This is a genomic window from Pseudomonas ulcerans (genome assembly GCF_036324125.1).
GTDB lineage: Bacteria > Pseudomonadota > Gammaproteobacteria > Pseudomonadales > Pseudomonadaceae > Aquipseudomonas > Aquipseudomonas ulcerans.
Genome location: NZ_JAZDQN010000004.1, coordinates 90,842 through 104,953, shown reverse-complemented (window position 1 = coordinate 104,953; position 14,112 = coordinate 90,842). Strand labels below are relative to the sequence as shown.

At 58.9% G+C, this 14,112-nt stretch carries 11 protein-coding genes and 2 pseudogenes; 8 read left to right on the top strand and 5 right to left on the bottom strand.

Features of this window, described 5'->3' with window-relative positions; translation table 11 throughout:
• Position 1: 1 nt before the first annotated feature.
• Both V0R59_RS05390 and V0R59_RS05385 read right to left on the bottom strand, forming a co-directional pair.
• Positions 2-3,388, bottom strand: a complete 3,387-nt coding sequence (locus V0R59_RS05390; RefSeq protein ID WP_330072668.1) for an O-linked N-acetylglucosamine transferase family protein — start codon at positions 3,386-3,388, stop codon at positions 2-4.
• A gap of 127 nt (positions 3,389-3,515) precedes the next feature.
• On the bottom strand, positions 3,516-4,568 hold the full coding sequence (locus tag V0R59_RS05385) for a FliC/FljB family flagellin (protein ID WP_330072667.1): 1,053 nt from the start codon (positions 4,566-4,568) through the stop codon (positions 3,516-3,518).
• 251 nt (positions 4,569-4,819) lie between these two features.
• Between V0R59_RS05385 and V0R59_RS05380 the strand changes: the two genes are divergently transcribed.
• Complete coding sequence (locus V0R59_RS05380) at positions 4,820-5,644, top strand: motility protein A (protein ID WP_330072666.1); 825 nt, start codon at positions 4,820-4,822, stop codon at positions 5,642-5,644.
• A complete protein-coding gene (locus tag V0R59_RS05375; RefSeq protein WP_330072665.1) occupies positions 5,551-6,495 on the top strand; it encodes an OmpA/MotB family protein in 945 nt (314 codons plus the stop codon). Before V0R59_RS05380 ends, V0R59_RS05375 begins: the two co-directional genes overlap by 94 nt.
• A 449-nt stretch (positions 6,496-6,944) precedes the next feature.
• Here V0R59_RS05375 and ycaC (V0R59_RS05370) read toward each other — a convergent pair whose 3' ends face one another.
• Positions 6,945-7,571 carry an isochorismate family cysteine hydrolase YcaC gene (gene ycaC / locus V0R59_RS05370; RefSeq protein ID WP_330072664.1) on the bottom strand — a complete coding sequence of 209 codons (627 nt, stop codon included), beginning with the start codon at positions 7,569-7,571 and terminating at the stop codon, positions 6,945-6,947.
• A gap of 207 nt (positions 7,572-7,778) precedes the next feature.
• On the opposite strand from ycaC (V0R59_RS05370), the gene V0R59_RS05365 reads away from it, so the two are divergent.
• The 3 genes from V0R59_RS05365 (at position 7,779) to V0R59_RS05355 (ending at position 9,468) form a co-directional block, all read left to right on the top strand.
• Positions 7,779-8,249: an MbcA/ParS/Xre antitoxin family protein gene (locus V0R59_RS05365; protein WP_330072663.1), complete on the top strand. Its 471-nt coding sequence runs from the start codon at positions 7,779-7,781 to the stop codon at positions 8,247-8,249.
• On the top strand, positions 8,246-8,737 hold the full coding sequence (locus V0R59_RS05360) for an RES family NAD+ phosphorylase (RefSeq protein WP_330072662.1): 492 nt from the start codon (positions 8,246-8,248) through the stop codon (positions 8,735-8,737). The genes V0R59_RS05365 and V0R59_RS05360 overlap by 4 nt, the downstream gene beginning before the upstream one ends.
• A 509-nt stretch (positions 8,738-9,246) precedes the next feature.
• Positions 9,247-9,468 carry a hypothetical protein gene (locus tag V0R59_RS05355; RefSeq protein WP_330072661.1) on the top strand — a complete coding sequence of 74 codons (222 nt, stop codon included), beginning with the start codon at positions 9,247-9,249 and terminating at the stop codon, positions 9,466-9,468.
• Positions 9,469-9,650: 182 nt separating this feature from the next.
• On the opposite strand, the gene ycaC (V0R59_RS05350) is transcribed toward V0R59_RS05355, so the two are convergent.
• Complete coding sequence (gene ycaC / locus V0R59_RS05350; protein ID WP_330072660.1) at positions 9,651-10,274, bottom strand: isochorismate family cysteine hydrolase YcaC; 624 nt, start codon at positions 10,272-10,274, stop codon at positions 9,651-9,653.
• A gap of 254 nt (positions 10,275-10,528) precedes the next feature.
• On the opposite strand from ycaC (V0R59_RS05350), the pseudogene V0R59_RS05345 reads away from it, so the two are divergent.
• Positions 10,529-10,642 (top strand): annotated as a pseudogene (locus tag V0R59_RS05345) (IS5/IS1182 family transposase); the annotation flags it as partial.
• 2 nt (positions 10,643-10,644) lie between these two features.
• On the opposite strand, the pseudogene V0R59_RS31840 reads toward V0R59_RS05345, so the two are convergent.
• Positions 10,645-10,766 (bottom strand): annotated as a pseudogene (locus tag V0R59_RS31840) (IS5/IS1182 family transposase); the annotation flags it as partial.
• 485 nt (positions 10,767-11,251) lie between these two features.
• Here V0R59_RS31840 and V0R59_RS05340 point away from each other — a divergent pair.
• Positions 11,252-12,946 carry a carbamoyltransferase family protein gene (locus tag V0R59_RS05340; RefSeq protein ID WP_330072659.1) on the top strand — a complete coding sequence of 565 codons (1,695 nt, stop codon included), beginning with the start codon at positions 11,252-11,254 and terminating at the stop codon, positions 12,944-12,946.
• Positions 12,933-14,108, top strand: a complete 1,176-nt coding sequence (locus V0R59_RS05335) for a hypothetical protein (protein WP_330072658.1) — start codon at positions 12,933-12,935, stop codon at positions 14,106-14,108. Before V0R59_RS05340 ends, V0R59_RS05335 begins: the two co-directional genes overlap by 14 nt.
• The last annotated feature ends 4 nt before the right edge of the window (positions 14,109-14,112 follow it).

The window sequence follows — 14,112 nt, the reverse complement described above, 5'->3', positions numbered from 1 at the left end:
CTCAGGTCGGCGTGGGGGTGGCGTAGGCGACCTCGTTGAAACTGGCCACCAACCAGGTCAGCTCTTCACGTGGAAGCCCGGCCATCGGCTGCACATCGAACCGCGCCATCCGCCCCACGTACTCCGTCGGCTTCACCAGCCGTTCCACCACGTGATAGTGAGGCCGGTCCAGGTAGTCATCGAACAGCACGATGGTCGGCCGGGTCACCCGCAGGCAGGCGGTGACGAAGCAGGCGATCCGGAAGCGCCCGTCGATCAGGATCACATCCGGCGGCTCGAAGAACGGCTCGTCCCACACCTGCAGCGGATACTGGTGAAAACGCTTCCACGCCCGCGCATCCTTCGGCCGGGCCCAGGCCCCGGTCTGGCCGACATCGACCGCATGGATCCTTGGCGGCGACGCCAGGTCGGCACCTTCGATCCAGCGTTGCATGCCTTTGGCCCAGCGCAGGTCGTTCTCGACCGTGATCACCGTCTTGCCCGGCATGCGCCCGGCAAGAATGGTCGAGCCGCCGCTGCCATATTCGAGAATCACCGAGGCCTCGCTGTAGAGCGTGCGCACGTAGCGCGCCACCTCGGCCGGGAAGGTCAGCTGCGGTTCCTCGAAGGGCGTTTCCGGGGCTTGCGCTGCGGCCACCGCAGGCGCGGAGACGTCGAGCCGGCAGTGCCGCACATAGCGTCTGGCAACGTCTTCGTCGAGGTCCTTGAGCAGTTGCAGGGCCATGTCCCGGGCGTCGTAGACCGTGTGCAGGAGGAACGCCAGCTTGCGCCGACGGTTTTCGTCGAGCCGCGCCAGGCGCTGCGGATCCGGCAGGAACAGGGCGTCGGCGCAGACCATCCGCGAGGCGGCGAATGCACCGGGTTCGGCGGCCTGTTCCTGGTGCCGCAGGTCATGCAGGCGGTGGAAGGTGAAGCCGAGCGCAGCCAGGCGCTGGCTTAGCGCGGCGAGGTCCGCCTGCCCGGCATGGGTCGGCACGAAGGCAATGCGCGCCTGTACCAGCAGGGTGTCGGCCAGGGTGCGCTGGCCATGGTCGAGCAGCGCCAGGCTGTCGCTGAGGTTGTCCAGCAGCAGCCAGTCCACGGTATCGAGGCCCTCGATCACGTCCAGGCGGATCGTCGGCACCGGCAGGCGCGCCAGCACTTGCGCTACCGGGCCTTGGGTCGCGCCGGGCAAGGGCTCCAGGGTGGCACTCAAGGCCGGGTCGAGGCAGGCGCGCAGGGTGGCGGTGCTGCCGTCCCCCAGCGCGGTGTTGGCGTAGTAATGCAGTTCGCCCAGTTCGGCCAGCTGGTGGGCATTGCCGATGCGGCTGGCGGGGTCGAAGGCGATGGTCGAGAGCACGCCAAGGCGCTGCAGGGCGACGAAACGGGGCGACCCCAGCAAGGTCGCGCCATGGTCCAGCGCGACGATGCGACCCTGGAACCTGAAGCTGAAACCTTCGTCGCTGGCGGGTGCGGGCGGGTGCTGGATGAGCATGGCGCTGTCCTCGCCCTCGAAGAAGGCGCTGCCCTCCTTGTCCAGGCTCAGGGCGGTGGCCGGCTTGCCGGCGCAGTAGCGCTGCCAGATCGCCCGCAGCGCTGTGCCCAGGTGGCCGGCGAAACGCGGGGCATCGCACACCGGCGAGTTCATCAGCACCCGGCGCAGGAAGCTGCGGATCAGCGCCAGGTTCTTCAGGTCGCGGGCCAGCCCGGCGGCGCGTTCCACGTAGGCTTCCCAGCTGTCCACCACCAGCTCCGGCAGGCCGGCGTTGACCAGGTGGGTGGCAGAGTGGCGACCGGCGAAGGTGGGGCCGGGCAGGGTCACCACCGGCACGCCCATCAACAGCGCTTCGCAGGTGGTCAGGCCGCCGGAGTAGGGCCAGGGGTCGAGGGCGATATCGACGCGGTTGTAGCTGTCCAGCAGGTCGCGGTGGCCTACGGGGCCCTCGACCATGACCCGCTCGGCGGCGATGCCATGCTCGCCGAGCACGGCTTGCACATGCTCGCGCAGTTCCGGGTTGGCGAAGGCGCCGCCCTTGAGCAGCAGGCGTGAATCCGCGACGGTTTGCAGCACCTGGGCCCAATGTCCGAGCAACTCGTCATTGACCTTGGTCGGGTTGTTGAAGCAGCCGAAGGTGACGAAGCCGTTGGCCTGTGCCGGCAGCGCCTTGATATCCGGTGCGTAGGGCGGCGGGTCGTAGCAGATGTAGTCGTCGGGCAGGCGGATCAGCTTCTCGGTGTAGAAGGCGTCCTCGCCCCGTGGCGACTCGATGGCGTCGCTGAGCAGGTAGTCGATGGCATCGAGGCCGGTGGTATTGATCAGGCCGCCGACCCATTTCACCAGCAGTGGCGCCGGTTGCAGGGCCATGGTGTCCATGCGGTTGCCGGCGTTGTGGCCGCTGAGGTCGATGAGGATGTCGATGCGGTCGTCCTGGATCTGCTGCACCAACTGCTGCGTGTCCATATGGCGGATCGCCCGCCAGTCCGTGACCCGGGCGCGGATGCGCCGGGTCAGGTGATCGTTGACCTGGCTGCTGCTGTAGGCGAACAGCTGGAACTGGTGGCGTGGCAGATGCTCCAGCACGCCGACGATCATGTTGCCCACCGGGTGCTGGCGCAGGCCGTCGGAAACCAGGCCGATGCGCAGCAGGCGGTCCGGCGCCAGGTTGTCCGGGCGCGGGCGCTCGGGGACCGAAGTCGGGCCGAAGCGCATCTGCCATTCCTTGCACACCGCGAAGATGTATTCGCGGCGCTGCTTCGGGTCGTAGTGCAGGGTGGTCAGGCGGTTGGAGTAGGGCAGCACGTCCTTGCGTCCGGCCAGGTCGATGGCCTTGCGGTAGTGCTCGTCGGCCAGGTCCAGCTTGCCGATGTCCTTGTACAGGTTGGCGAGGTTGTTCCAGTGGCTGTAGTCCGCCGGCTCGCGCCTGATCAGGGTGGTGAAGACTGCGATGGCTTCGCCATGGCGATCGAGGCGGTTGAGGATCAGGCCCTTGCGTGACAGCAGGCGGCAATTGTCGGGTTGCTGCGCCAGTGCCCGGTCGATATGCCGCAGTGCCGGCTCGAAGCGGCCCTTCTCGAAGTACAGGGTGGCCAGGCGGTGGTGGGCCGGGCCGAAGTCCGGGACCAGGTCGAGGGCGCGGCTGGCGAGTTGCTCGGCGCGGTCGGCGTCACCCAGTTTCTGCGCGGCCTTGGCCACCAGTTCCAGCGCCTGCGGGTCGTTTGGCTGCAACTGCAGGGCCTGTTCGAAACTGGCCAGGGCCTGCGCCGGCTCCGCGTTCAGTTGCAGGTTGCCCAGGGTCTGCCAGGCCCCGGCATCGTCGGGGCGGCGCTGGCACAGGCGACGGGCCTGGGCAAGGTCGGACGGGGCGGCTGGACGGTGCTGGGGAGGGCGGGCGCGCTGGGGCTTGGACATGGGGATCGGCCTTGTGGCGAAGGGGAGTCGATAGCGGATGCTAGCGCTCGGGGATAGGGGGCAAAGCGTGGATAAAGCGGTATTTGTTGTCGGGAGGAAGGGGGCTGCGAGGCAGCCCCTCCTGGTCTTATTGCAGCAGCGACAGCATCTGTTGCGGCATCGAGTTGGCCTGGGACAGCACCGAGGTACCGGCCTGTTGCAGGATCTGCGCACTGGTCATGGCCGACACTTCGGTGGCGTAGTCGACGTCCTGGATCCCGGAGCGGGCGGAGGTGAGGTTGGTCACCGTGGTGGAGATGTTGGTGATCGCCGAGTCGAAGCGGTTCTGGATCGCACCGAGGTCCGAACGCATGGAGTCCACGGTGTTCAGCGCGGTATCCAGGGCGGTCAGGGTGTTGGTGGATTTCTTGGTCACCTCGTTCTCGGTGTCGATGGTGATGGTGGCGCTGGTGGTCGAGCCGCTGGTGGTGGTCTTCACCTCGGCGGCGTAGGTCTTGCCGCCCACGGTCAGGAAGTAGTCGCCGTCGGCGTCCTGCGACAGGGTGCCGCCGCTGACGGTGGTGCCGGAGCTGTCGACGTAGCTGGTGTTGGTCGAGGTGATCGCGGTGCCCGAGCTGTCGTTCAGGGTGGTGGCGGTCAGGGTGGTGTCGTAGCCGTTGACGTTGAAGTCAGCCAGGCCCAGGGTGCTGGCGTTGATCTGCTTCAGGTCGATCTCGATGGTCTCGCCGTCGTTGGCGCCGACCTGGATGCTGATCTTCTGGTTGGACGACAGTACGTCCACGCCGTTGAACGAGGTCTGGCTGGAGATACGGTTGATCTCGTCGAGACGCTGGGTGATCTCGTCCTGGATCGACTGCAGGTCGGACTGCGAGTTGGTGCCGTTGGCGGCCTGCACGGCCAGCTCACGGATGCGCTGCAGGTTGTCGTTGACCTGGTCGAGGGCGCCTTCGGTGGTCTGCGCCAGGGAGATGCCGTCGCTGGCGTTGCTGCTGGCCTGCTCCAGGCCGGTGATCTGCGAGCTCATACGGTTGGCGATGGCCTGGCCGGCGGCGTCGTCGGAGGCGCTGTTGATCTTCAGGCCCGAGGACAGGCGCTCGATCGAGGTGCTCAGGCTGTTTTCCGAAGCGCTGAGGTTCTTCTGCGCGATCAGCGAGGTGATGTTGGTATTGATGACGGACATGGTGAGGTTCCTTTTCGTGGTTGGGCACTTGTGACAAACACGTATCCGGCGCTCGACCACTCAGCGCCGTTGTCTGGCTGACAGCGCGAACATCGGCGCTGCGAAAAGCCACCTTTAGTGCCCGGCGAAAAAAATTTTCGGCCCCTGCCGTGGGCCAAGCTCACCGACAAAAGTGCCTGTATTAGCGCCTTTGCCGCGGGCCGTGCGGGGCTATAAAGCGCCCATCACCGTCACCGCCTGCGAAGCCCACCATGAATTCATCGACCCTGATCGGCCTGGTTGTCAGCCTGCTCCTGCTGGGCCTGTTGCTGATGTTTTCGGCACAGCACCCGGCGTTGCTGCTCGACCCGGGCAGCCTCGGCATCGTCCTCGGCGGCACCTTCGCCGCGACCTGCATCAGCTACCCGCTGACGGAAGTCCGCCGCATTCCCGGCCTGGTTGCCGCCGTGCTGTGTCGCGAGCGCGATCCGGCGCCGCAGGTCATCGACGACCTGGTCGGCCTGGCCCGGCGCTGGAACGACGGCGACAGCCGCGGGGTGGAGAACGCCCTTGCCGACGTGGGCAATCCGTTCCTCGCTTCCGGCGTGCAACTGCTGGTGGACCAGGTGGCCGAAGAGGACATCCTCGAACTGCTGCAATGGCGCATTGCCCGGCTGCGGGCCAAGGAGCAGGCCGAGGCCCAGCTGTTCCGCGCCATGGCCGCCTACGCCCCGGCGTTCGGTATGCTCGGCACGCTGGTGGGCATGGTGAACCTGGTCTTCATCCTCGGTGACGGCGACATGGGCAATGTCGGACGGCAAATGGCGATGAGCCTGACCGCTACCCTGTACGGCCTGCTGCTCGCCAACCTGGTGTGCCGGCCCATCGCGGTCAAGCTCGAACGGCGTACCGAGCAGCGCGTGGTGTTGATGAACATGATCCTCCAGGGCATCTCGATGATGGCGCGCAAGCGCAGTCCGGGGCTGATGCGCGAGACCTTGAAGTGCTTCGTCGCCCACTACCACGACGAGCTGCACGAGCCACTGCCGCGTCGCACTGGCAAGCCGCTGCTGACCCTGTGGCGCAAGCGCGCATGAACCACGCCACGGCAGTCGCCGACAACCGCTACTGGCTGGAGCGCCAGCGCAGCCTCGAATTCGAGCTGACGAAGGCCCGGGAGCGCCAGTGCAACCTCAAGCGGGCTGCGGGCGCGCCGGATCTGCTGGGTGTTCCGCTGGCGGAGGGCGAGAGCGATGGCTGGATGCTGACCTACCTGGACCTGATCACCGTGCTTCTGGTGATGGTCATGGCGATGCTGGCACAGGCCTTGATCCAGCGGCATCCGCCCTTGGAGACTGCGCCGGCTCGCGTGCTGGACATCGCCGGGCTGACCCGTGTCGAACCGCCGGGCTCGTTGCTGCGGGTGCCGGCCGTGGTTGCGCCGCCGGTGGTGGAGCCGATTGTCGAGACGCCGCCCGAACCTGTCGTCGCCGCGCCCGTCCCGGAGGAGCCCGCCAACCCGCTGGCGGACCTGCCGCTGGAGCAACTGGGCAGCGATATCGAGGTCATCCGCAACGAGCGCAGCGTCAGTTTCCGCATCGACAGCAGCATTCTCTTCCACTCCGGACAGGCCGACCTCGATCCCAAGGGGCTGGAGGTACTGCAACGGCTGGCGGGCGTGTTGAAGGATCTGCCGCACCGCATCATCGTCGCCGGACATACCGATGCGCGGCGCGTCCGCAATGATCGCTATCCGTCCAACTGGGAGCTGTCCGGAGCGCGGGCAGGGAGCGTGGTGCGCTTCCTCCAGCAGCAGGGAATCGCCCCCGGGCGCATGACCGCGATGGGCATGGCGGGCACGCAGCCGTTGGCGGACAACGGTAGTGTCGAGGGCCGGGAGCGGAACCGGCGGGTGGAGTTGACGCTGGAGAAGCGCGAGGGGTCGTGAGGTTGGGGGAGTCGATTCCGTACCAGGCCGAGGAAGGTCAGGTGTACGGGACTACCCAAGAAACTACCCAAGAAACTACCCAAGAAACTACCCAAGAAACTACCCAAGAACTACCCAAGAAATCGCCTCGGAGAAGGTGCGAGAGAAGATCCTGGTGCAGTTGCGACGACGGCCTACCACGATGAGGATCGAGCTGGCACGGGGTGGGAGCGAGCTTGCTCGCGAAGGGCCGCAAGGCGGCCCCAAAACCATACACTTCTGTGTGTCAGGGAAATTGCGGACTCAGGTTTTGCGACGGCTTCGCCGTCGTTCGCGAGCAAGCTCGCTCCCACAGAGTCTTTGCAAATCAATAAGTTGCGATTTTGTCTATGAGAGCCGGCTTGCCAGCGATAGCGCCCTTGAAAACGAAGAAGCCCGCTCTGACCGAGCGGGCTTCGTTCATCCAGCGATCACTTGGCAGTGAAGGCTGCATAGCTGTTCATCAGGTTGCGATAGTTGGGAATCCGCTGCGACAGCAGGTTGCCCAGCCCTTCGATATCGTTGCGCCAGTCGCGGTGCAGCTCACAGGCTACCGAGAACCAGTTCATCATCTGCGCGCCGGCCTGGGTCATGCGGTTCCACGCGGCCTGCTGCACGGTTTCGTTGAAGGTGCCGGAAGCATCGGTCACCACGAACACATCAAAGCCTTCCGCCAGCGCCGACAGGGTCGGGAAGGCCACGCAGACGTCGGTCACCACGCCGGCGATGATCAGCTGCTTGCGGCCGGTGGCCTTGATCGCCTTGACGAAGTCTTCGTTGTCCCAGGCGTTGATCTGGCCGGGGCGCGGGATGTACGGGGCATCCGGGAACATCTCTTTCAGCTCTGGAACCAGCGGGCCGTTGGGGCCTTGCTCGAAGCTGGTGGTGAGGATGGTCGGCAGGTCGAAGAACTTGGCCAGGTCGGCCAGCGCCAGCACGTTGTTCTTGAACTCGTTCGGCGAGAAGTCCTGCACCAGGGAGATCAGACCAGTCTGGTGGTCGACCAGGAGGACTACGGCGTCGTCTTTGTTCAGGCGGTTGTAGGTGGCGTTGGTCACGGTGGAAATCCTTTTGATCGAGAAGTTTGTCTGGGTTGTTGTCGCTAAGTGAGGCCAGATTAAGGAGTTCTCGAAAAAGGATAAATCGGCTGGAAACGGTATTACTGTCTCGCATGAGTGGACAATAGTTGCCGTTAAGCTGGCAGGGATACGTGGCATGTCAAATGGCGCTATCATCGCGTCACTTGTCGCCTCAGGAGGTGCACCATGATTTCCGCCGACACCCGTACCCGCAAGGCATTCAGCCCCGCCCGCAGGCCCACGGAATACCTGCTCCGCGAGGACGCCGACCTGCTCAGCCCCGTGATGGTCTATCGGCTCACCGCCGAAGGCTTCGACCTGAAGGATGTGCAGGCGATGCTCGCGCTTTCCGAGCTGTATTCCTCCAGGAAGATCATGAGCCGCATCGTCGGCAAGTCCATCCGCACCCTGCAACGCCAGGGTAGCAAGCAGGACGCGCACCTGAATGCCCAGCAGAGCGCCGTGGCCTTCCAGTTCGCCAAGGCGCTGGAGCATGCGATCAAGGTGTTCGGCTCCCTGCGCCTGGCGGAAGAGTGGCTGGGGCGTCCGTGCCAGCACCTGGGCGGTGATGTGCCGCTGGACATCATCGACAACCCGGTCGGTTTCCAGGCCGTCGAGGATTACCTGGAACGTATCGAATACGGGGTCTACCAGTGAATCCATTGCCTTGGTCCGGCGCCTGGCAGGCATGGCGCCTCGATCGCGAGGTCTACAAGGACACCTGGGACAGCGGCATTGGCGCGCACAAGCTCGGCGGCCGCTGGAATCCACCGGGCCGGCACGTGGTGTACGCCTCGGCGGATCCCTCGACGGCCATTCTCGAAGTGGCGGTGCACATCGGCTTCGACGCGCTGGATACGGTCCGGCACGTGCTGACCTGCTTCGAAGTGCTCGACCAAAGCCTGATCAAGGTGGTGCAGCCCGAGGACGTGCCCAATCCGAACTGGCTGAGCGGGGCGGCGGCGTCGCCCAACCAGCAGAAGTTCGCGGATGCCTTGCTGGCGGAGCATCCCTTCGTGCTGATGCCGTCGGCGGTTTCACGGCATTCGTGGAATCTGCTGGTGAGTTGCGAGCTGGCGGAGGGGAAGTACCGGTTGGTCAGTCAGGAGCGGTTCGGGTTGGATACGCGGTTGGTGAAGGGCTGATGTTCTGAGGGATGCTGATCGAGACAGCTACCACCCAAGAAAGCGCCCATAGTCCCTGACACACTGTACATACCGATTTTTTACGGCCGCTTTCGCGCCCGATAGCGTCACATCCAGGACCGCTTGCTTGCACTGAAAGGCGCTTGGGGATAGATTTCCTCGGTCGCCGACGCATTGGCGATTCGACCTTGGCCGGTCGGAAACGAAGGGCGCAGCAGCGCCAATCTTCATCGCGGGCGCTTTTTTTGTGCCTGCGATGTCGTGTTATGGCGGTGGTGCGCGGGACACCTTCGGGTGTGCCGGGCCCCTTTCGTCCCGGTCGGCCAACCCGTGTACCGCTGCCACCTCAACTCGCTTGGCCGCGAACGGTGGTGGATTCATAACGAAAGGAACTCATGCATGACCACTGGAAGTCCGTTCAGGATCCCCGTATCCGCTCTCCCCCGGCTGTCTTTCTCAGCCACTTGCCTCAAAATTTCGTCCAACCCGTGGAACAGGCAGGTGCAGCCATGACCCTGCACGAGCGTCTGTCCTCCATTCAGGAATTCGTCTGGACAATCGAGCTGCTTGGCGAAGCACTGGTTCAGCTCGACGAATTTCAGGAAAACGATGATCAGCCACTGCTCAACATGCGCGGCACTGCGGGCATCCATCAGGCGATCCGCACGCTTAGCCGCCAGGCAGGTGAAATGTGTGGTGGGTTGCTTGATGGTGATCGGCCAGACGGCTGATCTGTAACTGTTGCTGATGGCTCTATCGCTGCATAGGTATCCACACAACTCTGGAAAGCTGCCGGGGTCCTTGTGGGATCTGGAGGTTTGCACCGTACCTGTGGGAGCTGGCGAAGCCTGCGATGAGGCCATCGAAAACAAAGAAGCCCGCTCAGACCGAGCGGGCTTCTCTCATTCAGCGATCACTTGGTGAAGGCTGCGTAGCTGTTCATCAGGTTGCGGTAGTTCGGGATCCGCTGCGACAGCAGGTTACCCAGCCCTTCGATATCGTTGCGCCAGTCGCGGTGCAGCTCACAGGCCACCGAGAACCAGTTCATCATCTGCGCGCCGGCCTGGGTCATGCGGTTCCATGCGGCCTGTTGCACGGTTTCGTTGAAGGTGCCGGAAGCATCGGTCACCACGAACACATCGAAGCCTTCCGCCAGCGCCGACAGGGTCGGGAAGGCGACGCACACATCAGTCACCACACCGGCGATGATCAGTTGCTTGCGGCCAGTGGCCTTGATCGCCTTTACGAAGTCTTCGTTGTCCCAGGCGTTGATCTGGCCAGGACGCGGGATGTACGGCGCATCCGGGAACATCTCCTTCAGCTCCGGCACCAGCGGACCATTTGGACCTTGCTCGAAGCTGGTGGTCAGGATGGTTGGTAGTTCGAAGAATTTCGCCAGGTCGGCCAGCGCCAGCACGTTGTTCTTGAACTCGTTCGGCGAGAAGTCCTGCACCAGGGAGATCAGACCGGTCTGGTGGTCGACCAAGAGGACTACGGCGTCATCTTTGTTCAGGCGGTTGTAGGTGGCGTTGGTCATGGTAGAAATCCTTTTGATCGAGAAGTTTGTCTGGGTTGTTGTCGCTAAGTGAGGCCAGATTAAGCAGTTCTCGAAAAAGGATAAAACGGCTGAAAACGGTATGACTGTCTCCATCCGATTGACAATCCACCGCAGCCCTGTGGGAGTTGGGTTGCCTGGGGGAGTTATGGTCGGCGCATATGCAGGATCAACACCTCCATGAACTCCAGCGCCCGATACAGCACCGCCGCCAGGAACGGCCCCAGGTCCCCCACCAGCACCGCGGCCTGACGACCCGCTACCGCAAGCTCGCAACAAGTTATGCGGCGATGGTTACATTGGCCTGCTGCCGGCGGTGTTTACGTCACCTCATTTGGTACAGCGCCTAGTTGCCTTCCTTGTTCTTGGCCGAACTGGGCGCATGGATGATCGTGGCGTCAACAATCGTACCGTGGCGCAGCGAGAGGTCTTTTCTTGCATATAGTTGTTGAGGGCTTCCGGAATCCCTTCCGCGAACTGTCTGCTCGACTATGTATGTGCGCATCACGACACGTTTGAGACGTAGTCGATAACAGGGTTTTCTAAGGTGCAATAGCCACGGTAGACCGTTGCCTAGACGAAGCAGCATCACGTTACATACCACTTTTATGCAGTAATGGCCAAACGATATCTTGGAGGCCGCAAAACAGAGCTGAGCAGTGATAGACTGCTGCTTCTAGGGTTCGGTTCCGATACGGTTCCCAAGAAGATTTTGCTTCGCCACTCATATCGTGTGCATGCACAAAAGCAAGATCTGGAGCATCAGTTAAAAGCCAGAGGCAACCGTGAACTTGGCCACAATCGACAGTGAGTTACTACAGCGCATGATGGTCATTCCGGTGAGTGACACATCGAGCCGGGCAACGAATATTTATAGGGATATACATCCAGTGTTCAGCCACATAATTCGTGAAAGTTATTCTGGTTGAATCCGAGATCCTGGCTATTTGAGAATATCAATGAATAGATATATTGTTGGATTGAATATTGGTAATCATGATTCTGCAGCGTGTCTGATTAAGAACGGGGTTTTACTCTCTTATGCAGAGCAGGAGCGCTTTAGTCGAAATAAAATGGCCATTGGTGAGGCACCGGTCGAAGCCCTTCAGTATTGTCTCGAAGTCAATGGTATTACGCTTCAAGAGGTTGAGGCAATTGCTATCGGGATGGATTGGCCTTACAGGAATAAAATGTATGAAGAGCCAGATTATGAGGCCAAAAAATATTTAAAGATAGATGACGTTGATCGATATCTGCCAACGTCAATTTTCGGTGATTTCCGACCATCTATCCATTACATTTCCCATCACCTGTCACATGCCTCAAGTGCTTACCGATTAAGCGGATTCAATGATTCTGCAGTTCTTGTTATCGATAATAGGGGAGAGGATTCCTCTTCTTCTCTCGGAGTGGCTCGGGACGGAAGAATTGAGTTCTTTAAGACTCTGGATATAGCTGACTCGTTGGGTATTTTTTATGACAGCGCTTGCAGATATACCGGCCTGTATGGAAAGCATCGTGAGGTAGGTAAATTCATGGGGCTTTCTTCTTATGGCGTTCCAAATATGAAGATGCCAATAACTGCGGAGCGTAGCGGGAAAATATATTCAGGGTTGGAAGATTTAAGTGGCAAAACAATATTTGAATGTATCGGCGCTAGAAAAGTACAGCTAGAGGCATATTTCAAGAGTAATTGTTTTCCTTATGCGTCAGGGCACAAGGAAGAAATTATGAGTTATGCAAATTTTGCAGCTTCTGCTCAAAAGGCGTTAGAGGATGTAATTATCGATTTTGTCAAGGAGCTTAAAGAGGTTACAGGCCTTGATAATCTCGTAATGGCTGGAGGCGTGGCGTTGAACTGCTCTGCCAATGGTAAAGTAGAACGTTCGGGGTTGTTTAAAAATATCTATGTTCCACCTTTTGCCTCTGATGGCGGCACTGCAATCGGCGCAGCGCTTGAATTAGATTATAAGCTAAATAAAAGAACTCCCTCTTTGCGTCCTATGTCCACGGGCTCATTAGGTGCGTCATATACTGATGAAGAAGCAATTGCCGTTCTTGAAAAGTACAAGGATAAATTGCGCTGGGAAATACTTCAGGATGATTTACTGCTGCCCCGTATTGCTGCAGAACTTTCATCGGGAAATATTGTTTGCTGGATGCAGGGGGGCTTTGAAGCAGGGCCAAGAGCGTTGGGAAACCGAAGTATCCTGGCTGATCCAAGAAAGCGGAGCAGTCTGATCCGGTTGAACAATATCAAAGAGCGTGAAATGTGGCGCCCTATCGCACCAAGTGTGTTGCATGAGCACTATGCTGACTATTTTTCAGGATGCGCTGATAGTAAACGGTTCATGAACTTTGCTGCTTTGGTAAATGAAGATAAGCAAGGCCTGATTCCAGCTGTTGTTCATGTCGATGGAACCGCAAGGCCTCAGGTAGTGACTGAGGAAAATCGTAAATATTATGGGCTTTTAAATTGCTTTTATGAAAAGACGGGCGTGCCGGTTGTCTGTAATACTTCATTAAATTTGAAAGGCACTCCGCTGGTGAATACGCCTGAAGATGCAGTCAAATGTTTTATCGATAAAGATTTTGATGTGCTTGTGATAGGGAATATCGTCATTTATAAAGGGTTGGAATGTGTTCGTATTTGATGCTTCAACTATAATCAGGAAGGTGGATTTCGATTTTTTTGTTGAGAGGGAAAAGGCCTTTCTTGAGAAAAGTAAGTCGGAGCTGTTTGAGCGATATGATGTTCTTGAAAAGGCTCCTTGGAGTGGTGGTTTAGACAAGTATGAAAGTTTTAGGGATAAGTACATTAAGGTTGTGCATGAAATTTTATCTAATGTTATTGGTGCTTACCGGAGATTTCTCCCGGAAAAATGTCTGATCGTCGAATTTGGAAGTTTCGCGAAACGAACAGAACGTATTCTAAGCGATTTTGATTTTACAATTTGTTATGACGCTCCGAAAATAGAGCAATATGAGGTTGCAGAAGAGCTGATTGATTATTCCTTGGCGTGTATTTTTGGGTTTAGCATAGATCACGTCCATGGTAAGTTTCAACATTACCCCGACATGCCAGAAGTCCATAAGTATTCTGAAAAAGATAATCACTACAGGCTTGTATTTGAGGACGGTGTCATTGACTACAAATGTGGCCCTGAAACATTGAACGAAAACTTGATGCATATCAAGAATGTTAGAGATTATCGAACCATGCTTGCAGGGTACGAAGAGAAATACGTCTATGGCTGCAATATAGATTGCCTATATTCAATAGAGATTTTGGAGAACTCTACAGAGCATGATTTTTTAGGGGATTTAACAGCGCTTGAGCAAAGATATGATATCTGCGATGGGTACATATTTGACTTGAGCTCATATGAGCTGAAGCATGAATTCCAGGTTTCCGAAATAAAGAAAGTTTTGAAGAGTCGAGGTGTCGTTGAGTTTTATATATTTATTGCGGCGCTTAGGAAGAAGATAGGGTTCTGCACCTCCTACTCCATGAGTATCTCGGACTTTTGGCTCAATGAAGTGGTGCTGGAATTTTTTGGCGAAGAATTCATTGGGAAGCTGAAAAGCGCATTTTTGAAGTTTATTTTTTACTTCAATCGTATTGAGTACTCCCTGAATAAATGTGGGATTCCTTTAAGTACGCGCTGTTACAAGGTCTTTTCATTAAATGAAATGAATGAGCTTCTTGCTCAGGACTGGGGTGGGGCAACTGATATAAGCACTGTTATTGATGCAAGAAACGAACTTGCGTCAGTTGTTCAGGAAGGATTGTGCCTGGTGCAAAAAAGAGCGTGACTTA